We start from the raw sequence: 24,849 nt of genomic DNA, 5'->3' as shown, positions 1-24,849 counted from the left end.
TGGTAACGTCAAAGCCTTTTTTTGTGCGAGAAAGAGGATATGAACAAAAAATGATTCGTGTTCAGGCTTGTTTATGATATAATGTTAAACGTTATGTGAAAGAATTGGTTATATTGGCATGGGATCTTTAACGGTTCCAAGCTATGAAAGCAATCTAGCTATCGCAAATTTAAGGAGTGAAAATATTCATGTTCAAATTGAGCGAGATCAAAGAGTTGATCAAATTGGTTGATCAAACTTCCGTTCATGAGCTGGAAATTGAAAACGAAGGGACTCGCCTGCTCATCCGCAAGCCAGGGAAAACGGAAGTGGTGAATGTGCAAGCGGCTCCAATTACGCATACATACGCGCCTGCGCCTTTACAACCCCAACAAGCGGCTCCTGCTGCACAGCCTCAAGCTGTACAGGAAGCAGCGCCTGTCCGCCCTTCAACAGACCATTTGCACCAAATCGTATCCCCAATGGTCGGCACATTCTATAGTTCTCCGACTCCGGAAGCATCGGCTTTCGTGAAAGTCGGCGATAGAGTCAACGACAAAAGCGTCGTATGCATTCTTGAAGCTATGAAGCTGATGAATGAGCTCGAGGCGGAGGTTCGCGGGGAAATCGTGGAGGTTCTCGTCTCTAATGGCCAGCTAGTCGAGTATGGTCAGCCGCTGTTCCTCGTAAAGCCTGAATAACGAACAACGTAAACGACCGAACAGGAAAACTGTTATTGAAAGGGGTTCCTACGTGAAATTTCACAAAATATTAATTGCCAACCGCGGCGAGATCGCGGTTCGTATTATTCGCGCTTGCCGCGAGCTAGGTATTACCACGGTAGCTGTATATTCGGAAGCGGATCGTGATTCCTTGCATGTGAAGCTGGCAGATGAGGCTTATTGCATCGGCCCGACCGCATCTAAGGACAGCTACCTGAATATGACGAATATTATGAGCGTGGCGACTATTACAGAATGCGATGCCATTCATCCCGGTTATGGCTTCTTAGCAGAAAATGCGAATTTCGCGGAAATCTGCGAGTCATGCAATATTACCTTTATCGGACCTTCCGCTGATGCGATTAATAGAATGGGCGACAAAGCGGTAGCGAAGCTGACAATGAAATCAGCAGATGTACCGATTATTCCCGGTTCTGACGGTTTGGTCGAGGATATGGAAGAAGCCATACGCGTTGCCCGCGAGATCGGGTACCCCGTTATTATCAAGGCGACAGCAGGCGGCGGAGGCAAAGGAATTCGTATTGCTGACGACGAGACTATGCTGATCGCACAGATCTCGACTGCTCAGCAAGAGGCTCAGAAGGCTTTCGGAAATGCTGGCGTATATCTTGAGAAGTACTTGACTGGCATGAAGCATGTCGAAATTCAAATCATGGCAGACAAGCATGGCAATGCGGTACATTTGTTCGAGCGTGATTGTTCCGTTCAACGCAGACGCCAGAAGCTCCTTGAAGAAGCTCCTTGCTCTGTACTAACACCCGAGCTTCGAGAGCGAATGGGACAGGCTGCTGTTCGTGCTGCTTTGGCCGTCAATTACTCTGGCGCAGGCACTTTGGAGTTCTTGCTTGGACCGGATGACAATTTCTATTTCATGGAAATGAATACGCGTATCCAGGTTGAGCATCCCGTAACAGAAATGATCACAAACGTTGACCTCATTAAAGAAATGATTTCCGTAGCAGAAGGAAATGAGCTTACTTTCGCGCAAAGTGACTTGAAGATCAATGGCTGGTCCATAGAGTGCCGAGTTAACGCGGAGGATTCCGAGAAAAACTTTATGCCATCCGCTGGACTGATTCCGTTTTATCTGCCTCCTGGCGGTGCGGGCGTTCGTGTGGATAGCGCTGTTTATCCTGGCTATACCATCTCGCCGCATTACGATTCGATGATTGCGAAGCTGATCGTATGGGGCGCTACACGCGAAGAAGCGATTGCAAGAATGAAACGGGCTTTGTCCGAGTTTGCCATCGAGGGTATTCGGACGACGATTCCTTTCCATCTGAAGCTCTTGAATCATTCGAAATTCGTTAGCGGAGACTTCGACATTAAGTTCTTGGAAGAACATGATATCAACGCTCCGGAATGAGCTTGCGACAAAAATGTGAACAAGTAGTATAGTTTGTCATATTTCTTGCCGAATGTTATAGTATATTAACAAGATGCGGTTCATTACTTGGCCTCGCGCCGGGTACGCGCAACTTTAAGGAGGTGTACAGCTATCATGAGTACGATCGCTGCGGAGTACGAGAAAACGGACATTGGCACGATTCAAATTGCACCTGAAGTCATCGAGGTTATCGCTGGTTTAGCAACGGTTGAAGTGGAAGGCGTCGCAGGAATGAGCGGCGGTTTTGCTGGAGGCATCGTTGAGCTTCTAGGCCGCAAAAACTTGTCCAAAGGTGTTAAGGTTGAAGTGGGTCAGCGTGAAGCTGCGGTAGATGTTTCGATTATCGTGGAGTACGGCAACCGCATACCAGAAATCGCTTCTGAAATTCAACGTAATGTCAAACGCTCAATCGAGATGATGACAGGACTGCACGTTGTTGAAGTGAACGTACATATTCACGATGTACATTTCAAGACACCTGATAAACCGGATGAAGAAGAAAGCCTACACAGAGTTAAATAAATAAAGCTGGATTAATTTAATCCCGTACAACCCCCTCGTGAATGGGCATGCCGCTCGGCGCAAGGGGGTTTTCATTCGGCTTGGCAGGAGGAGGCGCTACGCTTGATTAAGGTCGTGGACAAGCTGCTTTTGTTTTTGTACAGCATCGTAATAGGCTGTTTATCAGTCGTTTTGGTCTCAATCGGATTTAATTGGCTGTCACGAGGATTAGTGCATGATTGGATAGATGAGCTTTATCGTCTCGATTCTCTGAAAATCACGTTAATTGTTGCAGGTGTCATTTTGTTTATCCTAAGCTTGAGGTTTTTTATCTTATCGCTGCACCGTGGATCGGCAACTGCTCCATCCATCGATCAAAGAACTGACTTTGGCGATATTCGCATATCTCTTGAAACGATTGAAAATTTGGCACTTAAGGCAGCATCCCGCCAACGCGGCGTCAAAGATCTGCGCGCACGCATTCGTGCAACCGATGCAGGCCTTGATATTGTCATTCGTGCCGTTGTTGATGGCGAAAGTTCCATACCCGTGCTGACAGAGGAAATTCAACGCTCAGTGAAAGAGCATGTGGAGGATATTGCTGGCATTCCTGTAACAAACGTTGCAGTATATGTCGCAAATATCATTCAGACAGGCACATTCAAGAGTCGCGTGGAATAGAGGTGAGTTTGCTGATGTGGAGGGAATTTTGGGCCATTTACGGGAAACGCGCAGCTGGTGCTGCCATAGGGTTGTTTTTCGGGTTGCTATATTTGTTTGTCGGTTTTTGGGACATGCTTTTTGTAGGGCTGCTTGTCTCAATTGGTTATTGGATTGGCGTTCAGAAAGAAACAAGCAACGGAGCTATCTTTCCATGGCAGCGGCTATGGTATTCGTTGTTAGAAAGATTTAGGCCGTTTAGATGATCCTGTGGTCTCCTCCGTACTCCGGATTTCGGAAAGCCGCTTATTTCGGGGCAGGGAGGAGATCATAGGTTTTTTTTGAAATATAGGAATGTATATCCTATTAGGATAGGAAATGTTCAAGAATAATAACAATTCGGCATAAAGCTGCCGTGGAGGTAACATGAAACGTAGATTAGCACGAGAAATAGCAGTTTCAAGCTTATATCAAATGGAAATGAATGAGGTTTCGGCTTCTGATGCAGTCGATATGCTGATGGAAGAACTTCGCCATGACAATGAAATCGAAGCAGATCCGGCCGAAGCAAGCAGCACGGATGAATTTTCGCGTGAGCTTGTTTCAGGCGTAATGGAACATAGACAAGCCATTGACGGCATGCTCCAGCAGTATTTGACAGGTTGGCAGATTGATCGTTTGTCAAGGGTTGATCGCCAAGTCCTGCGATTGGCTTGCTATGAAATGGTTTTCCGCGACGATGTACCGCCGAAGGCTACAATTAATGAAGCCATTGAACTTGCGAAACATTTTGGAACAGAAGAATCAGGGAAGTTCGTTAATGGTGTTCTCGGTAAGCTTCTTCTGGAAATTGAAGAGCTGAAGGCTTAATTCAAAGGAAACACAACTATTCATGGATGTTAAAGGAGACTGGAGCAATGAGCGCACAAATTATTGAAGGAAAGAAAATTTCTGATTTAATCCGTGAAGAAATGATTACGGAATCTGCAGCCTTGAAAGAAAAGGGAATCATTCCAGGACTTGCAGTCGTACTTGTTGGCGAGGACCCAGCTTCTAAGGTGTATGTTGGTTCTAAGGAAAAAGCTTGCCAGCAGCTTGGTTTTTATTCCGAGGTACACCGTTTATCCGGTGATACGAGTGAAGAGGAATTGCTGGCTGTTATTGACCGATTAAACAATCAAGCATCAATTAATGGCATACTCGTGCAATTGCCGCTTCCTAAGCACATTAACGAGAAGGCTGTCATTGATGCTATTAGCGTTGAGAAGGACGTTGACGGCTTTCATCCCGAGAGCGTGGGCAATCTCGTTATCGGAGATGATAGCCTGCTGCCATGTACGCCGGCTGGCGTCATTGAGTTGATCAAACGCAGCGGCGTAGATATCTCAGGGAAGCACGCTGTTGTTATCGGCCGAAGCAACATTGTAGGGAAACCGGTAGCCATGCTGCTGCTCCGCGAGAACGCTACGGTAACAATTTGCCATTCGCGTACAGCTAACATGGAGGAAATCGCAAAGCAAGCGGATATTCTTGTCGTTGCCATTGGAAAAGCAAAAGCAATTGGCCGCAATTTTGTAAAACCTGGCGCAATTGTTATTGATGTAGGCATCAACAGACTGCCTGACGGTAAGCTTGCAGGAGATGTAGACTTCGAGGATTGCCTGGATACAGCAGGCTTTATTACCCCGGTTCCTGGCGGCGTTGGTCCAATGACGATAACATTGCTTATGAAAAATACGATTACAGCAGCAAAAAGGGCAAACGGAATCAAGGAGTGATTGCAGATATGGCAGACCAGCCTCGGATCTATTCCATTAAAGAGCTCAATCGTTACATTAAGATGAAAATGGAATCGGATCTGCTGCTCGGCGATGTATGGCTGCGTGGCGAAATTTCTAATTTCACGCATCATTCAAGCGGGCATATGTATTTCACGCTAAAAGATAAAGACAGCCGAATCAAATCGATTATGTTCGCCTCACAGAACCAGCGTCTCCCGTTCATACCCAAAGAAGGCACGAAAGTAATTGCTCGAGGGAATATTTCGGTTTATGAGCGAGATGGCAATTATCAATTTTACGTGAATGCGATGCAGCCAGACGGAATTGGTAGTTTGTACCTCGCGTTTGAGCAGCTTAAAAGCAAGCTAAGCGAAGAGGGGCTTTTTGCGCAATCCCGAAAACGGCCTATTCCACGGTTTCCGCGCGCAATCGGAGTCATAACATCCCCGACTGGAGCTGCAGTCAGAGATATTATTATTACGCTGACACGTCGGTATCCTTTAATTCCGATTTATATATACCCGGTTCTCGTTCAAGGCGCTCAAGCAGCGCCTGCCATTGTAAAAGCGATTGATGCAATGAATCGTTTTGGCGAAGCGGACGTATTAATTGTAGGCCGCGGCGGCGGTTCGCTAGAAGAGTTGTGGGCGTTCAATGAAGAAGCCGTTGCACGGAGTATTGCAGGATCAATTATTCCCGTTATTAGCGCTGTTGGTCATGAGACTGATTTTACAATTGCGGATTTTGCCGCGGATTTACGGGCAGCAACACCAACGGCAGCAGCAGAGCTGGCTGTGCCTAGCAAGGAAGAGCTGCAGCAGCAGCTTATGAGACAGCAGCAGAGGCTGATACAAAGCATACGCTACCGTGTCCAAGATGATAAGGAGAGGCTGCAGCGCTTACGGCGCTCTCCTTTTTTCTTGTATCCGCGTAAATATTTGCTCGATCAGGCAGAACGCTTGGATCGTTTGAAGGAGCAACTGGAGCAGCGAACGAATCGTATAGTCGAACGCGGGCATAAGCGCTTGGCTAGAATTCAAACGACGATAGCGGCCCATCACCCCGGCGAACGTGCAGCGTTCGCTGCTAGTCGCCTGCAATCCGCTCAGAAACAGCTTGAGCAATCGATGAGCATCGCCGTCAAACAGAACAAACAGAGACTGTCAAGCAGCATGAAACAATTAGATGCGTTAAGCCCTTTAAAGGTGATGTCGAGAGGTTACGGCCTTGTGTACGACCAGCAAGAAGTGAAATTAATCAAATCGATCCGAGACGTTAAAATTGGCGATATCGTCAAGGTAAGGCTGGCGGATGGACAGCTGGATTGTCACGTAGACGCATGGAGAGGAGATGGGATGGATGGCAGCAGCGGATCAAAGTGAGCTTACGTTTGAGCAAGCGATGGAGCGTTTGGATTCTATTGTCTCTAGGCTTGAGAACGGAGATGTTCCGCTTGAAACGGCAATAGAGCTGTTTCAAGAAGGCATGAAGCTCTCTCAGCTTTGCGGCGGCAAGCTGGAGCAGGTCGAGAAGAAGATCGAACTGTTGATCGAGACAGACCAAGGATTTCAGAAAAAACCGTTTACAGAAGTAAACGAGGACAAAGGGGAATAAGCTTGAACGAGAGGTTCGCAATAAAAGCGTATTTATCGCAATGCGCGGAGCTTATTGAAGCTTCGCTTAAACAATCGCTGCCTGCCGAATGGCATGTTCCAGCAAGGTTACGGGAAGCGATGCTTTATTCTTTGGAAGCAGGCGGCAAGCGTATTAGACCTGCACTCGTTCTCTCTGCAGCAGAAGCGGTATTAGGTCAAGAAGATTCTAAAAATGCAGCACTGCCTGTTGCGTGCGCGGTTGAATTCATTCATACGTATTCGCTGGTGCATGATGATTTGCCCGCTATGGACAATGACGACTACCGCAGAGGCAAACTGACAAACCATAAGGTATTCGGTGAAGCAATGGCAATTCTCGCAGGAGATGCCCTGCTCACACACGCCTTTCATCTAATCCCGCAAGCTGCCCGCCGTGGTGGCGTCAGTGCCGAAATAGCACTTGCGATCGTGGAGGATTTGGCTATGCTAGCTGGTGCTCCAGGCATGGTTGGCGGTCAGGTTGCGGATATGCAAGGTGAGCAAGGGATTACTTCCATAAGCGAGCTGGAATATATTCATCTTCACAAAACGAGCGATTTAATTGCATTTTCTGTTATGGCAGGGGGTAGGATCGGTGGCGCTTCGGAAAAGCAGCTTGAACTACTAGCCCGTTACGGACGCAATATCGGTCTGGCTTTCCAGATTCAGGATGATATCCTTGATTTGATCGGCGACGAAACGAAGCTCGGCAAGAAAACGAATAGCGACGTTGAGCAGAACAAGGTTACTTATCCATTCCTCATCGGAATAGAAGAAAGCAAAGCTCAGGTTGAACGGTTAACCCAAGAAGCGAAGTCAGCTGTACTCGAGGCGGGGTTTGCCGCTCCGGAACGGCTGCTTGAAATTGCGGATTATCTCGTTGGACGCGATCATTGAGAATGCCATGCTTTTTCCATTTTGGTTGGGAAATAAATCGCAGTATGCTATAATAGGTAAAATGTAGATGTTCATGGGACGGCTAGAATACGCGTCCGYGAAAGCGAGGAAAGTAACGTGCTGCTTGACCAGATTAACGGACCTCAAGATTTGAAAGCTTTGACAACCGCTCAACTAGAGCAACTGGCCGCTGAAATCCGTCAGTTCCTTATTGAGAAGCTTTCCGTTACGGGTGGTCACCTCGCTCCGAATTTGGGAGTTGTAGAGCTGACCCTAGCCATGCATTATTTATTCAATAGTCCAGAAGATAAATTTATTTATGATGTCGGTCATCAATCATACGTTCACAAAATTTTAACCGGCCGAATGGAACGGTTTGATACATTACGGAAATATAAAGGCTTATGCGGCTTCGTTAAACGTGCCGAAAGCGAGCATGACGTATGGGAAGCCGGTCACAGCAGTACATCGCTGTCTGCTGCGATGGGGATGGCGCTTGCTCGTGATCTGAAGGGCGAAACAAACCGTGTTGTAGCCGTTATTGGCGATGGTGCGCTTACTGGCGGTATGGCTTTGGAAGCACTTAATCATATCGGTCACGAGAAAAAAGATTTAATCGTTATTTTGAACGACAACGAAATGTCCATTGCTCCTAATGTAGGAGCATTGCATCATTATTTAGGAAAGATCCGGACGGATCGCCATTATCATAAAGCCAAGGACGAGCTGCAGCAGCTGTTGAACAAAGTGCCGGCAATCGGCGGGAAACTGGCTAAGACTGCTGAAAGATTCAAAGACAGCTTGAAGTATTTGCTCGTAAGCGGTATTTTGTTTGAGCAATTCGGATTTACGTATCTTGGTCCGGTAGACGGGCATGATATGGATCAATTGATCGACATTATGAAGCAGGCGGATTCTATGCCTGGCCCAGTACTTGTGCATGTATTGACAATCAAAGGGAAGGGCTACTCTCCTGCCGAGGCTGACTCATTCAAATGGCATGGCATAACGCCATACAAGATTGAATCAGGTCAGGTAGTGAAGGCAGTTGGGCCCCCCGTATATACGGACGTATTTGGGCAAATGCTCATTGAACTTGCGGAGAAGGATGAACGAATCGTTGCGGTAACGCCAGCCATGCCTGGTGGATCGGGATTGCTTCCCTTTGCTGCAAGGTTCCCGAACCGGATGATTGATGTCGGGATTGCGGAGCAGCATGCGGCTACGATGTCGGCAGCGCTGGCTATTGAAGGAATGAAACCGGTATTTGCCGTATATTCTACCTTTTTGCAGCGTGCTTATGACCAAGTAGTACATGATATTTGCCGGCAGAATCTGAATGTCATATTTGCAATCGATCGCGCGGGCTTTGTTGGTCCTGATGGAGAAACCCATCATGGCGTTTATGATATTTCATTTTTGCGGCATATTCCTAACTTGGTTATTATGATGCCAAAAGATGAGAATGAAATGCGACAAATGCTTAAGACAGCCGTTGATTATGATGATGGACCGATCGCAGTGCGATACCCTCGGATTGCGGGTCTTGGCGTAGAGATGGATCCCAATCCGCAGGCACTGCCTATCGGAAAGTGGGAGACGGTACGTGAAGGCGATTCAAGCGTCATAATGGCGATTGGACCTATGCTTCAGGTTGCTGAGGAAGCTGCTGAGCTTCTAAAGCGTGACGGCATAAACGTTCAAATCGTAAACGCAAGGTTTATTAAGCCGCTGGATGAGCAAATGCTTCTCCAATTCGCAGCAGAAGGCAAGCAAATGATCGTGCTGGAAGAAAATGCTGAGCTTGGCGGATTCGGAAGCTCGGTACTTGAATTCTATTCATTAAGAGGCATTTACGGCCTTGCTATTCGTATCATTGGCGTGCCTGATCTGTTTGTCGAGCACGGCACAATCAAAGAGCAAAGAATAGAAATCGGACTAACGGCTGAACGCGTCGCTTCCGATTTGAAAAACATGCAGCCACGGCGAATGAAGCGAGTTACTGGCCAACAGTAGCTTCGAGGGAGACAGATGACTACAACACCTAAAGAACGGATTGACATACTGCTGGTTGAACGCGGATTCTATGAAAGCAGAGAAAAAGCGAAAGCAGCTTTGATGGCTGGACTTGTGCTAGTTAATGATGAGCCTGTTGACAAAAGCGGTATGAAAGTACCGAGAGCCGCCGATATCAAAGTAAAGGGCGCTCTGCATCCGTATGTAAGCCGTGGCGGCCTTAAACTTGAGAAAGCCATTCGGGCTTTCAACATAGACCTTCAAGGTCGCGTTATGCTTGATATTGGAGCGTCGACTGGGGGCTTTACGGATTGTGCCTTGCAAAACGGCGCATCCTATGTGTATGCGATTGACGTCGGATATAATCAATTGGATTATTCGCTGCGGCAGGACGAACGTGTCCATGTCATGGAAAGGACAAATTTCAGATACACACAGCCTGCTGATTTAACAGGACCGCTGCCTACATTCGCTACGATCGATGTTTCCTTTATATCTTTGAAGCATATTTTGCCGGCATTATCGACGTTGTTATCGGTTGGGTCCGGAATTGTCGCACTCATCAAACCACAATTCGAGGCAGGCCGTGAGAAAGTTGGGAAATCGGGAGTCGTTCGCGATGCCGTTGTACATCGTGATGTACTGCGTGCAGTACTGACGATGGCTTCAGAGCTCGGTTATTCTTTGCAGGATATTACCTTTTCTCCTATTACGGGGGGAGAAGGGAACATTGAATTTTTAGCTTATTGGCATTGGTCAGCAGAACCAAACACTGAGTTCCCGAATGATGAATCCCTAGCTGCTTTAGTCAAGCAAGCAAATGAAACGTTTACAGCGGGCAAATAAGTGCAGCATTGTCATATTTGAGAGGTGTCGAGCAGCGTGATTGCTGCCGGCATCTTTTTTACTTTACAGGCGGGTGCTGTTTTTGATAAACTAAATAAAAGCAAACAAATGTTCGGTGTATAGCGAATACAGGAATAATCGCACCGCATAGCGAAGGATTAAAGGAGACTGTCCTTTAATGAACGGAGGATGCGAGTGGGAGCATATGGCGATTGGATGATCATGGCGATAGCAGGCTGCTTGTTTACATTCTGGTTGTTTCGAATGTTTCACCGATGGCTGCATGAGCCTGCGAGCGTGAATCGACTTAAGCTGGGGAAGGGCGGCGTACTTGCAGCGGATGATGAGAATATCATATTGCTGGAGCAATCAGGGTACGAGGTAAGCTCGGGAAAGCACTTAATTCCAGTTCCCATTAAAGTGAACGACGTTCCACTTGGAAAGGGCAGCCGGATTTACATAGACTACATCGCTGTGAAGGATAATTGCAGCTATGTCGTGAAGACGGCACGTGATCGGATGCCCATAGATTGGTCGCCGAGTGGTGTAAGGGACAAATTACTCGTATATGCTCTTCTTCTTCCTGAATGTGATGGCATATTGTTCGTTGACGCAAAGGAAAAGCTTATTCGGAAAATTACGTTTCACATCTCAGATTATTAATTCACGGAGGTTTTCTCATGAAAGGAATTCGACAATTCCGAATCAAGGAAATTATTACGAAACGCGCAATCGAGACGCAGGAAGAACTAGTGGAGGCGCTGCGTGACTCTGGCATGCAGGTTACGCAGGCCACTGTGTCTCGCGATATGAAAGAACTGATGCTAATTAAGGTTCCTGCTGGCGAAGGAAAGTACAAGTATTCCATCCCGCAGGAGCATCAGAAGCAGAACCCGATTCATAAGCTAAAGCGGGCATTGCTTGATCATTTCGAACACATTGACTTTACGGATAATCTGGTAGTTATGAAATGCTTGCCAGGCTCGGCGAATGCGATTGGTGCATTGGTCGACAACATGGAGTGGTCAGAAGTTATGGGCACGATTTGTGGTGATGATACCATTCTGATGATCTGTAGAACGAAGACGCAGAGCGGAGTAGTCGTTGAACGAATACTGGAGTTATTGAACTAAGGAGGATGAACCATGCTGCGTGAATTGTCTATTCGGAATTTAGCGGTAATCGAAGAAGTGAACGTTACTTTTCATCATGGCTTTCATGTGTTGACAGGAGAAACAGGAGCAGGCAAATCGATATTGATCGATGCCCTAAGCTTGTTGGTCGGCGGTAGAGGCTCCGCAGACATGGTGCGTTACGGTTGTGACAAAGCAGAAATGGAAGCCTTATTTGATCTTTCAAGCATACATCCCGTATGGCAGGTGCTGAATAGACTGGGTGTACATGCCGTACATGAAGAGATGCTTGTCATTAGGCGCGAGCTGTCCGCGCAAGGCAAGAGCAGCAGTCGGGTGAACGGACAGCTCGTCACAATGACGATGCTGAGAGAAATCGGAGAATGTCTCGTAAATATTCATGGGCAGCATGAGCACCAATCTTTACTGCGCTCGGAGCAGCATTTGGAATGGTTGGATTTGTTTGCAGGCGATCTGCTGATCGAGCGCAAACAAAATTACCGGACCGTATTTAGCGGATTGCAGCAGGTTAGAGCCTCGCTCCGCGATTTGGAAAATTCAACAAGACACAATGTGCAAATGCTTGATTTATACCGATTTCAGATTGAGGAAATTACGGCAGCGCAGCTTAAGGTTGATGAGGATGAATCACTAACCGAGCTAAGGCGCAAGCTAATGTATGCGGGGAAAAGAATGGATGCGGTTTCTGACGCTTACGATTTGTTGTATGGAGGCAAAGGGCTTGATATGGTTAGCAAGGCTGTCGCAAAGCTAATTGATATTCAAAGCTATGATCCCGCCAAATTGAATCCATTGCTTGAACAACTGCAGTCTGCTTTTTATCAAGCTGAGGATGCCGCATTTCAACTACGTGATTATCGGGACGGCATTGAATCCGATCCAGATCAGCTATCGCAGGTTGAAGATCGCTTAGATCTGATCAATGGATTGAAGCGCAAATATGGTGAAACCATCCCTGACATACTTGCATATTTGGACCGGACCATTATGGACCGCGACAAAATCGAAAACCGCGATCAGCTGCTTGAAGAGCTGCGTGCAGAGGAAGCGAAGCTGTACGACCAAGCATTGGTGCTGGCGCAGGAGCTGTCGCAGCTGAGGGAGCATGCAGCCGCAAAGCTGTCTGAGGCTATCGAGAACGAGCTAGGACAGCTTCAGATGCCATCGGCAAGATTTCGGGTCCAAATCGATGCAACTGTGTCTGGCAGCGGCGAAACGAAGCAAATACGGTTGCATACGAACGGAATGGATGAGGCGATCTTTATGCTCTCCACTAACCCGGGCGAGCCATTGAAGCAGCTTAGCAAGATTGCATCCGGTGGAGAAATGTCGCGTATTATGCTTGCACTGAAAAGTATTTTTGCCGAAATCGACCAAGTTCCGGTACTTATCTTTGATGAGGTGGATACCGGCGTAAGCGGACGAGCTGCCCAAGCGATCGCAGAGAAAATGTCCCAGCTTGCTCTTAAGTGCCAGGTGTTCTCCATCACCCATCTCCCTCAGGTAGCATGTATGGCCGATCACCATTATGAAATACGGAAGCAGGTTATTGGAGCGCGGACTTCGACTTCGGTCATGGAACTGCTTGAACAGGTGCGAATCGATGAATTGGCGCGCATGCTTGGCGGTGTGGAAGTGACGGAAAAAACAAGGCATCATGCACAGGAAATGCTTGATTTGGCGGTTAGACAGAAGGGGGCGTAATGGAAGCCAATTAGGGAATGTTTTTGCGGACATAAAACATGCGGGTGAGGGTAACTTAAAGGTACGCCATTGGCGACTTAACCTTTTTCGTCATGCGATGGAATTACAGGGAGCGTGAAATCATTGAACTCCAATCAAAGGAAGCGATGGTTTGGCCTAGTTCTCGTTTTCTTCATTTGCGTGATCGGAAGCTCCACTCCGTTTCAACATTTTGCCGCTATCCCGAATGAACTTCGTTTATTCTCCGGGCAACTGAAACGATTACAGTACGGAGTGCCCGTTCATGCAGAAGTAACGGTCGACCCACAGATGCTTCAGATTAACGGATCCACCAGTCATTCTTTATCTGTAAATTTGAACGAGCCAATGTCTCTTCAATCGATTCAAAGTGGTCAAACCAAAATGAAAGTGAAATTATTTGGTAAAATTCCATTCAAGACAGTAAAAGTTAATGTGGTGCCAGATTTAAGAGTAATACCAGGTGGACAGACTATTGGCGTTAAAGTAAAATCATCTGGCATTCTGGTTGTAGGACATCATCAGGTTGCTGGGGCAGACGGCATGAAGCATTCGCCTGGAGAGGCAGCGGGGCTGCGCCTAGGTGATTTAATTGTTAAGATCAATGGCGCCAATATCAATCAGGTACAGCGAGTCGCGGTCTTAAGCGAGCGAGCAGGCAACGAAAAGAAACCACTGGAAGTAACCTTCAAACGTGATGGACGAATCAATCACACATTATTAAGCCCTGTATTTGATGCGGATGATAAAGCTTGGCGTCTTGGACTTTACATTCGTGATTCCGCAGCAGGAGTAGGTACGTTAACTTTTTATGCACCAGACCAGGGCGTATACGGTGCTCTCGGRCATGTCATTACGGATATGGATACACAAACTCCTATCGATGTAGGGGAAGGCCAGATTTTACAGTCCAGCGTTACGTCTATTAACAAAAGCCAAAATGGCGAGCCGGGAGAAAAAAGAGCGCATTTCGTAAAAGAAAGCAAAATATTGGGCAATGTTGAGCGCAATACTCCTTTCGGAATATTCGGCAAAATGAATGAGGTTCCTACGCACAGCTATAGCGAGAAGTCTATCCCTGTTGCTTTTGCTGAAGATGTGAAGGAAGGGCCGGCGCAAATTTTGACTGTTGTAAATGGACAGAAGGTTGAACGTTTCGATATTGAGATCGCACATGTATCGAAGCAATCTGGGCCGGCTACAAAAGGCATGGTCATAAAAATTACAGATAAACGTTTGTTAAGCAAAACAGGAGGCATCGTTCAAGGTATGTCCGGAAGTCCGATCATACAAGACGGCAAGCTTGTTGGTGCGGTAACACATGTGTTTGTGAATGATCCTTCTTCCGGTTATGGGTGTTTTATTGAATGGATGCTTCAAGATGCCGGAGTACTCCTTAAATCTGCAAATGGTCATATTGCCGAAGCGGCTTGAAATTTGCTTTATGAAAAACGTTTGCTTTAGCTCATCTGAAGCTAAGTCAGACGTTTTTCTTTTTTATGGAGCGAAACTAAAAAACGCGCAGCAAAGGAAAAGAGCGATGAATTTTGTCGAAGAATAACGAAAGGTATCAGTACATGTAACAAATTTTTTATTATAACGAATTGACGTAAAAAAATAAAGAAAAATAATTTTCGACAGAAGGAATTCAACTTCACATGTCGAAAACTTTAAGCAGACAACTAGTGAGCGTAATCATCAATATCATTTAGAGGAGGACCACAACTTGCATAAGATCGAAGTATTATTGGCAGATGACAATCGGGAATTTACTAACCTGTTATCGGAATACATATCAGAACAAAGTGATATGAGTGTAAGTGGAGTCGCGTACAATGGAGAAGAGGTTCTAAGACATTTGGAGGAAACAAGAAAAATTCCTGATGTCCTTATCCTTGATATTATTATGCCTCATTTAGACGGACTGGGCGTGCTTGAGCGCTTGAAAGAGATTAATCTATCCCCGATGCCAAAAATCATTATGCTAACGGCATTCGGCCAAGAAAATATTACACAAAAAGCGGTACAGCTAGGTGCTTCTTATTATATTTTAAAACCATTCGATATGGATATCTTGGCGAACCGGATACGTCAGCTGGTTGGTAATCCTACCTATTCCTCAACGGGAAGCTTCACGACCAGCTCATCCTCGTTGAAATCTAATGTTGTTCCAATTGCGAAGGGTAAAAACCTGGATGCGAACATAACAAGCATTATTCATGAAATCGGAGTTCCTGCACATATCAAAGGCTATCAATATTTGCGCGAAGCGATTACGATGGTGTACAACAACATTGAAATTCTTGGAGCGATTACGAAAACGCTGTATCCCGCCATTGCCGAGAAGTTCAAAACAACACCTTCCCGTGTGGAACGTGCGATCCGCCACGCGATCGAAGTTGCATGGACGCGCGGCAACATTGACAGCATCAGTCACCTGTTTGGTTACACGATTAATATCAGTAAGTCGAAGCCAACGAATTCAGAATTCATTGCGATGGTAGCAGATAAGCTGCGAATTGAGCATAAGGTTAGCTGAGTGTAAGAGGAGGCTATTGTTAGGGTTTTTTTGAAACGAAGCTTACGATTGCAATTTGAACTTCCACGACCGAGGCAGTCATTGTCTCGGTTTTTTCTATTGCATCGATAATAATATCAACAGCCCTAAAACAAAAAAAGGCCCTCGCGAGATGCCTCAATTGTAAACGACTCTTCGGTTAATATAGACGTTGGTTCCGTATTTCTTGATTAATCCGTTTGATTCTGCTTTGATAAAGCTATGAATTTCTTTCAAGCGTTGTGTTTGTGGCTGGATTGTTTCTTTTACTTTCCCGTCTACGGTAACATCGAACACGATTTTCATATGTTCACCTCTCTTCTTAAGTTAAACTAATCTTAATGCACTTGTATTTGGCTATCATAAAAAGAAATGATTAGAATTGTAATTTTATTTGAAAATCATCATCGGAATGTTAAGGATAAGAATGGAGGCGACCCTATGCGAGCTGTGTATGCAGGGAGTTTTGATCCGATTACGTTAGGGCATGTTTCTGTAATCGAACGGGCTTTTCATTTGTTTAGCGAGGTTCATGTTATTGTAGCGAACAACCGCTCCAAGAAGCATCATTTTACGATTGATCAGAGAACGGAGCTCGTTTCACTATCTATACCCCAAGATGTGAAACTTAAAATCATTCCTTATGAGGGTATTGTGGCAGATTATATTAATAAGCATGATATTCATGTTGTAATCAGGGGCATTCGCAATGCGACAGATTTAGAATACGAGCTTCAGCTTGAGCAATATATTCGTAATACGACGATGGCTGATACGATTTATTTGTCACCCTATACGCATTACATGCAAACGAGCAGTTCACTCGTCCGGATGTTTCTGATGTCCGATAAGACAGATCTCGCCGCATCCTATATGGTGCCCAAAGCGTACATGCAGATGCTTGATTATGTGGAGTAGAAGCTGAATGCTGTCATAGTCTCTATAAAAAAACCGCCAGATCAGGAGCCATGAAAACCCGATTTGGCGGTTGAGAAACACAATATAAGTCGTGGTTAAGTTAGTTTTGCGGCTTTGGCGGGCGTGGACGTTTTTGCTTGAAGCGGGGTGCAACATAATTGCGCTTGCGGTCTCGGAAAAAAGTCCAGCCAGCAATAAAGCCTGCACCAGCAGCAAACATGACAAAGCCTAGCAAAAATTTCAGCCATTCGAAATCAGGCGTGATGGTTGAGTCTCCGAATTGAGAGAAGTAAAGGAACAATGAATCTTTCATTTTCAGAAATCCGAAGCAAGCAAGCAGTCCAGGAATAACTAACATGAGGATGGCAATAAAACGGGCCGTTATTAATTTCATAAATAGAGTTTCTCCTTATCGGTCAAAATATACAGTTAGCATTATCATACCTTTTTAAGCGCAGTGTGTCTATTTCGTAAACCAACGATGCCTCTGGCGGCAAAAACAGGTACAATAGGGAAGAATGACATGTTACAATGCGAAAGGGTGTGCCGCAAAGCATAAGCACTCCCGCTAAGTTGGCATGCAATGATGGAGGGATTGATTAGATGGCTATTCAGGTAGACGTGGCTGTGCTCGGAGGCGGACCTGGTGGATATACGGCAGCGATTCGGGCTGCACAATTAGGCAAGTCGGTAGCAATCATTGAAATGGACAAGCTCGGAGGAACCTGCTTGCATAAAGGCTGCATACCTAGTAAATCGTTACTGAGAAGCGCAGAGGTATATTCAACCTTGCTAGAGGCCAATACATATGGAATAGAAGTAGCTGAGGGAGCTGTATCCTTAGCGTTCGATAAGGTGCAGACTCGCAAGACGCAAACAGTCGAACAGTTATTCCGCGGTTTGCAAAGCTTAATGAAAAAAAATGGAATTCAAATCATACAGGGCAAAGGAAGAGTCATTGGACCTTCGATCTTCTCACCGCGCAGCGGATCGCTGGCCGTTGAGCTGCCGGATGGTGAAATGGAGTCGGTTGTTTCCACGAATCTGATTATCGCTACTGGATCTCGGCCTCGCATATTGCCTGGTTTGGAGCCAGACGGCGAATATATTATGAGCAGTGACGAAGCGCTTGTAATGGACAAGCTTCCAAGCTCCATAATCATCGTTGGCGGAGGTGTGATCGGCGTTGAATGGGCATCCATGCTCCAGGATTTCGGAGTACAGGTGACGTTGGTAGAGGCGGGTTCACGCTTGCTGCCAGGCGAGGATACGGAGGTGTCAGCCGAGCTGACAAAATTGTTTTCCAAGCGTGGCATTCGTATCTTGACGGGAGTCCAGCTTCAAACGGATCAATATAAAGGGGAAAACGGAGAAGTGTCCATCGTTGCCGCAACACCTGATGGTGATGTCGTGCTGACGGCAGAGAAGCTGCTCGTTTCCATCGGCCGTCAAGCAAACGTTGAAGGCATCGGGCTTGAAAATACGGATATTCGTACGATCAACGGTGTAATTGAAGTGAATGGCTTTGGACAGACGAGCGAGCCGCATATTTATGCGATTGGCGATGTCATCGGCGGCGTGCAGCTTGCGCATGCAGCGGCTCATGAGGGTCTGCTTGCCGCTGAGCATATAAACGGAGCGAAGCCAACAGCATTGGAAGCCCATCTTATTCCTAGATGCATCTATTCCCGTCCCGAGATCGCATCGTATGGCTTAACCGAAGACGGTGCCCGCTCGAAGGGCCATGATATTGTAACCGGTAAAATTCCGTTCCAGGCGATTGGCAAAGCACTCGTTCTTGGCGAGAAGGATGGTTTCGTCAAAGTCATTGCCGATCGGAAAACAAATGACATCGTCGGCGTCCATATGATTGGCGCTCACGCGACGGATCTTATTTCCGAGGCCGCTCTTGCCAGTGTCCTTAATGCTACGCCGTGGGAAGTTGGTCAAATGATCCATCCGCATCCTACGCTCTCAGAGGCACTTGGAGAGGCGATGCTTGCTGTAGACGGCAATGCAATTTCGTTCTAATCATAGTGGTTTTCTTTTTGAATCAATTGGAGTTATAATATATATGATCTAGTCTTAGTACCAGGTTATAATCGTGCTAAAAAAAGGAGGAACACCTTGTGACCCAATCTGCTTCTACTGGGCAAAATGTTCGTCATTTGGAATTAGGGCTTAGCGATGAGCAAGCAATTGATATGTACGCTACAATGGTGACCGCTCGTAAGTTTGATGAGCGCATGCTGCTGCTGCAGCGCGCCGGTAAAATTAACTTTCACGTTTCTGGCGTTGGCCAAGAGGTGGCACAGGTTGCCGCTGCCTTCGCGCTTGATCGAGAAAATGATTATTATTTGCCTTACTATCGTGATTACGGGTTTGTGCTGGCTGTTGGCATGACGCTGCGAGATTTGCTGTTATCGGTGTTTGCGAAAGCAGAGGATCCCAATAGCGGCGGACGCCAAATGCCAGGACACTTCGGCTCGAAGAAGCTCCGTATTGTAACGGGCTCAAGTCCAGTTACGACGCAGGTTCCGCATGCAGTAGGCATAGCGATGGCTGCCAAGATGAAAAAGAAAGAGCTCGTCACGTTTGTTACGTTCGGAGAAGGCTCCAGCAACCAAGGCGATTTCCATGAAGGGTGCAACTTTGCGGGCGTGCACAAGCTGCCGGTCATTCTCATGTGCGAGAATAACCAATATGCCATTTCGGTGCCGCTACATAAGCAATTGGCCGGAAAAGTAGCTGATCGGGCGATTGGCTATGGCTTCCCTGGCTTCCAAGTGGATGGGAATGACGCGCTTGAAGTTTTCCGCGTCGTAAAAGAAGCGCGTGAGAGGGCTATAGCAGGAGATGGCCCTACGCTGATCGAGGCTATGATGTACCGAATCTCGCCGCATTCCACCTCTGATAACGATCTGGCTTACCGATCCAAAGAAGAGGTTGATCTGCATCGCGAGAAAGACGGCATACCTAAATATAAACAATATTTGATTGATTGCGGTATTTGGAATGAAGAGCTGGAAGCGGAGCTTCAGGCTAAAATTCGCAAGCTGCTTGACGAGGCAACGGAATATGGCGACAAAGCGCCGTTCCCTACGCCGGAATCTACATTGCTGCATGTATTTGCTGGCGATGCTGAGCAAGGAGGCCGTTCATAATGCCAGTTATCGAATATATTGATGCGATTCGCCAAGCGATGAAAGAAGAGATGGAGCGAGACGAGGACGTGTTCGTGCTCGGCGAGGATGTTGGTCTTAAAGGCGGAGTTTTTACAACGACAAAAGGGCTGCAGGAGCAATTCGGCGAGCAGCGTGTGATGGATACGCCGCTAGCCGAGTCGGCGATTGCTGGAGTTGCCATTGGTGCTGCGATGTACGGAATGAAACCGATAGCTGAGATGCAGTATTCGGATTTCATGTTCCCGGCAACAAACCAAATTATTAGCGAAGCAGCGAAAATAAGGTATCGTTCCAATAATGACTGGACCTGTCCGATCGTTATTCGCGCACCGATTGGCGGCGGCATCTTTGGCGGCTTGTACCATTCGCAATGCCCGGAATCGGTATTTATCGGAACGCCGGGCCTTAAGATCGTCGCTCCTTACCGGGCTTACGATGCAAAGGGCTTGCTGAAAGCTGCTGTTCGTGATCCGGATCCGGTTCTTTTCTTTGAGAATAAAAAATGCTACAAGCTGATCTTGGGTGAAGTTCCGGATGAGGATTATATTGTCCCTATCGGGAAAGCGAACGTGCTGCGCGAAGGCGAAGATATCACCGTTATTAGCTACAGCATGCCTCTTCACTTCGTAGAGCAGGCAGCGGCAGAGCTTGCCGGTGAAGGAATTAGTGCCCACATTCTTGATTTGAGGACACTTCAGCCGCTGGACAAAGAGGGTATCCTTGAAGCGGTTCGCAAAACGGGCAAGGTGCTAATCATCCATGAGGACAACAAAACAGGTGGAGTCGGTGCCGAAGTATCTGCCATCATTGCAGAGGAGCTGCTTTATGAGCTGGATGCTCCAATCATGCGGCTCTGTGGGCCCGACGTTCCGGCAATGCCCATTAATCCTCCGGGCGAGAAGTTTTTTCTGCTCAATAAGGAAAAGGTCAAAGAAGCCATGCGGCAGCTAGCTCTTTATTAATAGAGAATAGAATATATGCTGTTTTGATACAGCGCTTGATTGTCACCGCGAAACGTATGCTGCGCCGCCGAAGGACGGCGGAAGCTGTTGACGCATGGGTCAGTAGGGAGATGTGAATGATGAAAACTATGACGGAAATCGTCGTGCCGCAGTTAGCGGAATCGCTCGTTTCGGCCACAATTGACAAATGGCTGAAGCAGCCTGGGGATTGGGTCGATGTGTATGAGCCTGTCTGTGAAATCATTACGGACAAAGTAAATGCGGAATTGCCATCTACCGTAGCCGGGAAGCTTGTTCAAATTTTGGTTGGAAAAGGCGAGACCGTTCCGGTAGGAACACCTATCTGTATCATTGAAACGGAAGGAACGGCGGATGTTGCTGTGCAAGCAGCGCCAGGAGGACACTCTGCACCTGCGGAGCGCGCTTCGGATATGGACCCTCTTGCGATCGAATCGGACGACGCGCCTATGCGCAATCGGTTCTCGCCAGCTGTTCAGCAGCTTGCTGCTGAGCATGCCATCCGTTTGTCTGACGTACAAGGTACGGGACTTGGCGGTCGTATTACTCGAAAGGATGTACTAGCATTCGTAGCTTCCGGCGCTGGCAAGTCGAATCAGCCGGTCAATGGCCCTGCTGTGGCACCTGCTCCTAGAACAGTAGACGCAGCTGCACAAGTGCGTTCCTCGGGCCTCCATTTGACAGAGACGCCGAAGTTTCCGAAAATCGAAGTCGAAGGCTCATCCAATGCGGGCCGCGGTGATAATTTCATCGACGTTACGCCGATCAGAAATACGATTGCACGTAATATGAGGCAAAGCGTAAGCGAAATCCCGCATGCATGGACGATGATTGAGGTTGACGTTACAAACCTTGTGCTGCTAAGAAATAAGCTTAAAGATGACTTCATGAAACGCGAAGGCATTAATCTCACTTATTTGGCTTTCCTGTTGAAAGCTGTTGTGAATGCCATTAAAGATGTTCCGATCATGAACTCGATGTGGGCAGTCGATAAAATTATCGTAAAACGCGATATAAATATCGCGCTTGCTGTTGGAACAGAGGATTCTGTTCTCACGCCAGTCATCAAAAACGCCGATCATAAAAACGTTGCAGGCTTGGCCAAAGAAATCGAAGAGCTGGCTCGCAAGACCAGAGAAGGCAAGCTGACGTTGTCTGATATGCAGGGCGGTACGTTTACGGTGAACAATACGGGCTCATTCGGTTCGATATTGTCTTATCCGATCATCAATTATCCGCAGGCTGCCATTCTAACGTTCGAATCCATCGTGAAGCGTCCTGTCGTTATCAACGATATGATCGCGGTGCGCTCAATGGCAAATCTTTGCCTATCACTGGATCACCGCATTCTAGATGGTGTTATTTGCGGACGCTTCCTGCAGCGTGTGAAGGACAATTTGGAGAGCTTCAATCTGGAAAGCAAATTGTATTAGAAAAGGGGAACACCATGATGGCTGAAGCGGATAACGCAATAAGCTTGAGACGGCTGGACGCCCACTATATCGGCACGCTCGAGTACGCAAACGCGTGGGAGCTGCAGAAAGCATACGTGAAGCAAATTGATCAGGGGGAGCGGGAGGAATCGCTGCTCCTTCTTCAGCATCCGCCAACGTATACGATGGGCTCAGACAAACATCCGGAGCATTTGCTCCTTGACGAGGACCAGCTGGCGGAACGAGGGATTACGCTGTTTCAGATCGACCGCGGCGGCGATATAACCTATCATGGTCCCGGTCAAATAGTAGGTTACCCGCTATTGTACTTGGATGCTGAGGGTCTGAATTTACATGGTTATTTGCGGAGCTTAGAGCAGGTCATTATTAATTGGCTTAGCGAGTATGGTATAGAAGCGGGCAGAAAACCGGAATATACAGGAGTATGGGTCGGGCATTCAAAAATCGCGGCAATCGGTGTCAAATTCAACAAGGCTCGGAAGCGGCGGGGTTTTGTTACGAGTCATGGCTTTGCGCTGAACATTAAATCAGGAATTGCCGAGGAAGGTTTCAGCGGCATCGTTCCCTGTGGCATTCAGCAATTCGGCGTGACCTCATTTAATGATTTGACGGGTTTAGAGCTGACGGTCGAGGAAGCGGCCATGCAACTGCTCCCTCATTTCGCCAAAGAGTTCAAATACGACTTAAATCTAATAGAGGAATAGCGAGCCAAGGCCGGCCACCAAAGTGGATAAAAGAAGTGCGGTTACGACTAAAATGGCAACGATTCGAATTAAACGTTGTTTGCGCATGTAAAAACCCCTTTCCTATTCATGGTTTCATTGGTTTGTGCAAGCTTGTCATATCTTCTATTGTATACGAAACTGATGAACGGAGGAAACGTTTATGATCGCAAAAGATCGTTTAGTGAAAGAATTTATGGAGTTAGTGCAAGTCGACAGCGAGACCAAGCATGAGCAGGAAATAAGCCGCGTGCTTAAACAAAAGTTTGAAGCGCTGGGCATGCAGGTCAGCGAGGATGACGCGGCAGCGAAGACGGGTCATGGAGCTGGCAACATGTTCGTAATCTGGGAAGCAGAAGGAATTGCCGCTGCTGCACCGACTATCTTCTTCACATGCCATATGGATACCGTTACACCGGGTGTTGGCATTAAACCTCAGCTTGATGAAGATGGCTACATACGGAGCGACGGCACGACGATTCTTGGGGCGGATGACAAAGCAGGCATCGCGGCGATATTCGAAGCGATTCGCGTCGTTCAGGAGCAGTCGCTGCCGCACGGCAGAATACAGTTTGTCATTACGGTTGGCGAGGAATCCGGACTTTTGGGCGCGCGTGCACTCGATGCATCGAAGCTTGAGGCGAAATTCGGATATGCGCTGGATTCAAACGGTGCAATTGGAGATATTGCCGTAGGTGCGCCTACGCAAGCGAAAGTAACGATTAAAATGTATGGACGCTCGGCACACGCTGGTGTGAATCCTGAGGATGGAATCAGTGCGATACAAGTTGCGTCTAAAGCGATTGCTAGAATGCCGCTTGGCCGTATCGATAACGAAACAACAGCCAACATTGGCCGTTTCGAGGGCGGAGGCGCAACCAATATCGTTTGCGATTATGTGAAGCTGGATGCCGAAGCAAGAAGCATCGTTCAACATAAATTGGATAACCAGATTGAAGCTATGCGCAAGGCAGTAGAGAGCGCGGCAGAAGAGTTCGGTGCACGGGGAGAACTGGAGAGTGAAATTATATATCCGGCGTATCAATACGATGATGAGGATCCCGTTGTGCAGCTTGCCAAAAAAGCGATCGTTGCCATTGGCCGTACTCCGCGTACATTCCATTCTGGCGGGGGCAGCGATGCGAATATATTTAACGGGTTAGGTATCCCGACGGTCAATTTGGCTGTCGGATATGAACATATACACACAACCAAGGAGCAAATCAAGGTTGAGGATCTGGTGAAAACGACGGAACTCGTCATTGAGATTATCAAACAAGCTGCCGAAGCAGAATAAACCATTCAGCCTAGCCTTGTGGATATGTAATCCTTACATGTCGACATCCTGTTGACGAACATGACAGAAAGCCCTTCAATCCTACAAGCTCAGTCTACGCTGAACAATGCGGATGGAGGGTTTTTGTCTGCCTATTAATAACCTTGATTAGTTTGTTTTCTCTAAGGGAGCACGTCGTACGCTAATTACGCCTGTATATTCAGACATAGGCGTACGGGATAATGTGGATGCTGAAAGCTTGCGCAGCTGATGTCTGATTTCCCAACCTTTACCCACTAAACGTAAATGATTCAACGCAATATATTGTTTCATGATATTCGCCCCTGTCGTTTTGATATAATGATAGTTATGCAGCGGCAGGACAAGTTATGCGTAGTCAACAAACACAATTAAGGGAGAGATTCAATTGGAAGAGC

Annotated in this window: 28 protein-coding genes; 24 read left to right on the top strand and 4 right to left on the bottom strand. The window is 47.0% G+C overall.

The genetic code is table 11. The annotated features are described in order from the left end of the window. Positions 1 to 188 precede the first annotated feature (188 nt). The 17 genes from accB (at position 189) to spo0A (ending at position 15,859) form a co-directional block, all read left to right on the top strand. A complete protein-coding gene (gene accB, locus AB4Z29_RS05920; protein ID WP_441942155.1) occupies positions 189 to 680 on the top strand; it encodes an acetyl-CoA carboxylase biotin carboxyl carrier protein in 492 nt (163 codons plus the stop codon). Between the two features lie 52 nt (positions 681 to 732). Further along, entirely contained in the window at positions 733 to 2,088 is a 1,356-nt protein-coding gene (accC, locus tag AB4Z29_RS05915) for an acetyl-CoA carboxylase biotin carboxylase subunit (protein ID WP_441942154.1), read from the top strand. A gap of 135 nt (positions 2,089 to 2,223) precedes the next feature. After that, positions 2,224 to 2,631, top strand: a complete 408-nt coding sequence (locus tag AB4Z29_RS05910; RefSeq protein WP_441942153.1) for an Asp23/Gls24 family envelope stress response protein — start codon at positions 2,224 to 2,226, stop codon at positions 2,629 to 2,631. Between the two features lie 102 nt (positions 2,632 to 2,733). After that, positions 2,734 to 3,291, top strand: coding sequence for an alkaline shock response membrane anchor protein AmaP (gene amaP / locus AB4Z29_RS05905; RefSeq protein ID WP_441942152.1), 558 nt, complete (start codon positions 2,734 to 2,736; stop codon positions 3,289 to 3,291). Between the two features lie 14 nt (positions 3,292 to 3,305). After that, a complete protein-coding gene (locus tag AB4Z29_RS05900) occupies positions 3,306 to 3,536 on the top strand; it encodes a DUF2273 domain-containing protein (RefSeq protein WP_441942151.1) in 231 nt (76 codons plus the stop codon). Between the two features lie 160 nt (positions 3,537 to 3,696). Further along, complete coding sequence (nusB, locus tag AB4Z29_RS05895; protein ID WP_441942150.1) at positions 3,697 to 4,140, top strand: transcription antitermination factor NusB; 444 nt, start codon at positions 3,697 to 3,699, stop codon at positions 4,138 to 4,140. Between the two features lie 47 nt (positions 4,141 to 4,187). Then, positions 4,188 to 5,048, top strand: a complete 861-nt coding sequence (folD, locus tag AB4Z29_RS05890) for a bifunctional methylenetetrahydrofolate dehydrogenase/methenyltetrahydrofolate cyclohydrolase FolD (protein ID WP_441942149.1) — start codon at positions 4,188 to 4,190, stop codon at positions 5,046 to 5,048. A gap of 8 nt (positions 5,049 to 5,056) precedes the next feature. Further along, positions 5,057 to 6,433 carry an exodeoxyribonuclease VII large subunit gene (xseA, locus tag AB4Z29_RS05885; RefSeq protein ID WP_441942148.1) on the top strand — a complete coding sequence of 459 codons (1,377 nt, stop codon included), beginning with the start codon at positions 5,057 to 5,059 and terminating at the stop codon, positions 6,431 to 6,433. After that, the gene (gene xseB / locus AB4Z29_RS05880; RefSeq protein WP_441942147.1) at positions 6,411 to 6,665 is read left to right on the top strand and encodes an exodeoxyribonuclease VII small subunit; all 255 of its coding nucleotides are present in this window, start codon (positions 6,411 to 6,413) and stop codon (positions 6,663 to 6,665) included. Before xseA ends, xseB begins: the two co-directional genes overlap by 23 nt. A 2-nt stretch (positions 6,666 to 6,667) precedes the next feature. Next, complete coding sequence (locus tag AB4Z29_RS05875; protein WP_441942146.1) at positions 6,668 to 7,582, top strand: polyprenyl synthetase family protein; 915 nt, start codon at positions 6,668 to 6,670, stop codon at positions 7,580 to 7,582. A 117-nt stretch (positions 7,583 to 7,699) separates the two neighbouring features. Next, a complete protein-coding gene (gene dxs / locus AB4Z29_RS05870; protein WP_441942145.1) occupies positions 7,700 to 9,598 on the top strand; it encodes a 1-deoxy-D-xylulose-5-phosphate synthase in 1,899 nt (632 codons plus the stop codon). A gap of 15 nt (positions 9,599 to 9,613) precedes the next feature. Next, positions 9,614 to 10,444 carry a TlyA family RNA methyltransferase gene (locus tag AB4Z29_RS05865; protein WP_441942144.1) on the top strand — a complete coding sequence of 277 codons (831 nt, stop codon included), beginning with the start codon at positions 9,614 to 9,616 and terminating at the stop codon, positions 10,442 to 10,444. 195 nt (positions 10,445 to 10,639) lie between these two features. Beyond that, positions 10,640 to 11,107, top strand: a complete 468-nt coding sequence (locus AB4Z29_RS05860) for a hypothetical protein (RefSeq protein ID WP_441942143.1) — start codon at positions 10,640 to 10,642, stop codon at positions 11,105 to 11,107. A 17-nt stretch (positions 11,108 to 11,124) separates the two neighbouring features. After that, the gene (gene ahrC / locus AB4Z29_RS05855; protein WP_441942142.1) at positions 11,125 to 11,577 is read left to right on the top strand and encodes a transcriptional regulator AhrC/ArgR; all 453 of its coding nucleotides are present in this window, start codon (positions 11,125 to 11,127) and stop codon (positions 11,575 to 11,577) included. Between the two features lie 12 nt (positions 11,578 to 11,589). After that, complete coding sequence (gene recN, locus AB4Z29_RS05850; protein WP_441942141.1) at positions 11,590 to 13,302, top strand: DNA repair protein RecN; 1,713 nt, start codon at positions 11,590 to 11,592, stop codon at positions 13,300 to 13,302. A 123-nt stretch (positions 13,303 to 13,425) separates the two neighbouring features. Continuing rightward, entirely contained in the window at positions 13,426 to 14,754 is a 1,329-nt protein-coding gene (gene spoIVB, locus AB4Z29_RS05845; protein ID WP_441942140.1) for a SpoIVB peptidase, read from the top strand. A 292-nt stretch (positions 14,755 to 15,046) separates the two neighbouring features. Continuing rightward, on the top strand, positions 15,047 to 15,859 hold the full coding sequence (gene spo0A, locus AB4Z29_RS05840; RefSeq protein WP_183568032.1) for a sporulation transcription factor Spo0A: 813 nt from the start codon (positions 15,047 to 15,049) through the stop codon (positions 15,857 to 15,859). A 156-nt stretch (positions 15,860 to 16,015) separates the two neighbouring features. On the opposite strand, the gene AB4Z29_RS05835 is transcribed toward spo0A, so the two are convergent. Continuing rightward, positions 16,016 to 16,183, bottom strand: coding sequence for a mechanosensitive ion channel protein MscL (locus AB4Z29_RS05835; protein WP_441942139.1), 168 nt, complete (start codon positions 16,181 to 16,183; stop codon positions 16,016 to 16,018). A 135-nt stretch (positions 16,184 to 16,318) separates the two neighbouring features. On the opposite strand from AB4Z29_RS05835, the gene coaD reads away from it, so the two are divergent. After that, positions 16,319 to 16,795 carry a pantetheine-phosphate adenylyltransferase gene (coaD, locus tag AB4Z29_RS05830; protein ID WP_441942138.1) on the top strand — a complete coding sequence of 159 codons (477 nt, stop codon included), beginning with the start codon at positions 16,319 to 16,321 and terminating at the stop codon, positions 16,793 to 16,795. A gap of 100 nt (positions 16,796 to 16,895) precedes the next feature. Here the strand turns inward: coaD and AB4Z29_RS05825 are convergent, their stop codons facing one another. Then, complete coding sequence (locus tag AB4Z29_RS05825; protein WP_441942137.1) at positions 16,896 to 17,189, bottom strand: DUF2627 domain-containing protein; 294 nt, start codon at positions 17,187 to 17,189, stop codon at positions 16,896 to 16,898. Between the two features lie 209 nt (positions 17,190 to 17,398). On the opposite strand from AB4Z29_RS05825, the gene lpdA reads away from it, so the two are divergent. From lpdA to lipB, 5 genes are all read left to right on the top strand, one after another. Continuing rightward, complete coding sequence (gene lpdA / locus AB4Z29_RS05820; RefSeq protein ID WP_441942136.1) at positions 17,399 to 18,826, top strand: dihydrolipoyl dehydrogenase; 1,428 nt, start codon at positions 17,399 to 17,401, stop codon at positions 18,824 to 18,826. Between the two features lie 98 nt (positions 18,827 to 18,924). Then, positions 18,925 to 19,959, top strand: a complete 1,035-nt coding sequence (locus AB4Z29_RS05815) for a thiamine pyrophosphate-dependent dehydrogenase E1 component subunit alpha (protein ID WP_441942135.1) — start codon at positions 18,925 to 18,927, stop codon at positions 19,957 to 19,959. Next, a complete protein-coding gene (locus AB4Z29_RS05810; RefSeq protein ID WP_183567946.1) occupies positions 19,959 to 20,942 on the top strand; it encodes an alpha-ketoacid dehydrogenase subunit beta in 984 nt (327 codons plus the stop codon). The genes AB4Z29_RS05815 and AB4Z29_RS05810 overlap by 1 nt, the downstream gene beginning before the upstream one ends. Positions 20,943 to 21,061: 119 nt before the next feature. Beyond that, positions 21,062 to 22,393, top strand: a complete 1,332-nt coding sequence (locus AB4Z29_RS05805; protein ID WP_441942406.1) for a dihydrolipoamide acetyltransferase family protein — start codon at positions 21,062 to 21,064, stop codon at positions 22,391 to 22,393. Between the two features lie 14 nt (positions 22,394 to 22,407). Further along, positions 22,408 to 23,118, top strand: coding sequence for a lipoyl(octanoyl) transferase LipB (gene lipB, locus AB4Z29_RS05800; protein ID WP_441942134.1), 711 nt, complete (start codon positions 22,408 to 22,410; stop codon positions 23,116 to 23,118). Here lipB and prli42 read toward each other — a convergent pair. Next, on the bottom strand, positions 23,104 to 23,205 hold the full coding sequence (gene prli42 / locus AB4Z29_RS05795; protein WP_441942133.1) for a stressosome-associated protein Prli42: 102 nt from the start codon (positions 23,203 to 23,205) through the stop codon (positions 23,104 to 23,106). The genes lipB and prli42 overlap by 15 nt on opposite strands. 94 nt (positions 23,206 to 23,299) lie before the next feature. Between prli42 and AB4Z29_RS05790 the strand changes: the two genes are divergently transcribed. Then, the gene (locus tag AB4Z29_RS05790) at positions 23,300 to 24,433 is read left to right on the top strand and encodes a M20/M25/M40 family metallo-hydrolase (protein WP_441942132.1); all 1,134 of its coding nucleotides are present in this window, start codon (positions 23,300 to 23,302) and stop codon (positions 24,431 to 24,433) included. A 147-nt stretch (positions 24,434 to 24,580) separates the two neighbouring features. Here AB4Z29_RS05790 and mciZ read toward each other — a convergent pair whose 3' ends face one another. Further along, the gene (gene mciZ / locus AB4Z29_RS05785) at positions 24,581 to 24,745 is read right to left on the bottom strand and encodes a Z-ring formation inhibitor MciZ (protein WP_183567934.1); all 165 of its coding nucleotides are present in this window, start codon (positions 24,743 to 24,745) and stop codon (positions 24,581 to 24,583) included. Between the last annotated feature and the right edge of the window lie 104 nt (positions 24,746 to 24,849).

Origin of the sequence: Paenibacillus sp. 2TAB23, assembly GCF_052115165.1 — a bacterium.
GTDB lineage: Bacteria > Bacillota > Bacilli > Paenibacillales > Paenibacillaceae > Pristimantibacillus.
This window is presented reverse-complemented; position numbering and strand designations above follow the sequence as displayed.

Bases quoted from the DNA above. Each gene is read 5' to 3' on its own strand.
- coaD (WP_441942138.1), top strand. From the start codon at position 16,319: ATGCGAGCTGTGTATGCAGGGAGTTTTGATCCGATTACGTTAGGGCAT.
- accB (WP_441942155.1), top strand. From the start codon at position 189: ATGTTCAAATTGAGCGAGATCAAAGAGTTGATCAAATTGGTTGATCAA.
- folD (WP_441942149.1), top strand. From the start codon at position 4,188: ATGAGCGCACAAATTATTGAAGGAAAGAAAATTTCTGATTTAATCCGT.
- AB4Z29_RS05790 (WP_441942132.1), top strand. From the start codon at position 23,300: ATGATCGCAAAAGATCGTTTAGTGAAAGAATTTATGGAGTTAGTGCAA.
- lipB (WP_441942134.1), top strand. From the start codon at position 22,408: ATGATGGCTGAAGCGGATAACGCAATAAGCTTGAGACGGCTGGACGCC.
- mciZ (WP_183567934.1), bottom strand. From the start codon at position 24,745: ATGAAACAATATATTGCGTTGAATCATTTACGTTTAGTGGGTAAAGGT.
- AB4Z29_RS05910 (WP_441942153.1), top strand. From the start codon at position 2,224: ATGAGTACGATCGCTGCGGAGTACGAGAAAACGGACATTGGCACGATT.
- xseB (WP_441942147.1), top strand. From the start codon at position 6,411: ATGGCAGCAGCGGATCAAAGTGAGCTTACGTTTGAGCAAGCGATGGAG.
- AB4Z29_RS05865 (WP_441942144.1), top strand. From the start codon at position 9,614: ATGACTACAACACCTAAAGAACGGATTGACATACTGCTGGTTGAACGC.
- recN (WP_441942141.1), top strand. From the start codon at position 11,590: ATGCTGCGTGAATTGTCTATTCGGAATTTAGCGGTAATCGAAGAAGTG.
- AB4Z29_RS05825 (WP_441942137.1), bottom strand. From the start codon at position 17,189: ATGAAATTAATAACGGCCCGTTTTATTGCCATCCTCATGTTAGTTATT.
- lpdA (WP_441942136.1), top strand. From the start codon at position 17,399: ATGGCTATTCAGGTAGACGTGGCTGTGCTCGGAGGCGGACCTGGTGGA.
- AB4Z29_RS05810 (WP_183567946.1), top strand. From the start codon at position 19,959: ATGCCAGTTATCGAATATATTGATGCGATTCGCCAAGCGATGAAAGAA.
- prli42 (WP_441942133.1), bottom strand. From the start codon at position 23,205: ATGCGCAAACAACGTTTAATTCGAATCGTTGCCATTTTAGTCGTAACC.
- AB4Z29_RS05835 (WP_441942139.1), bottom strand. From the start codon at position 16,183: ATGAAAATCGTGTTCGATGTTACCGTAGACGGGAAAGTAAAAGAAACA.
- ahrC (WP_441942142.1), top strand. From the start codon at position 11,125: ATGAAAGGAATTCGACAATTCCGAATCAAGGAAATTATTACGAAACGC.
- AB4Z29_RS05900 (WP_441942151.1), top strand. From the start codon at position 3,306: ATGTGGAGGGAATTTTGGGCCATTTACGGGAAACGCGCAGCTGGTGCT.
- AB4Z29_RS05805 (WP_441942406.1), top strand. From the start codon at position 21,062: ATGAAAACTATGACGGAAATCGTCGTGCCGCAGTTAGCGGAATCGCTC.
- xseA (WP_441942148.1), top strand. From the start codon at position 5,057: ATGGCAGACCAGCCTCGGATCTATTCCATTAAAGAGCTCAATCGTTAC.
- nusB (WP_441942150.1), top strand. From the start codon at position 3,697: ATGAAACGTAGATTAGCACGAGAAATAGCAGTTTCAAGCTTATATCAA.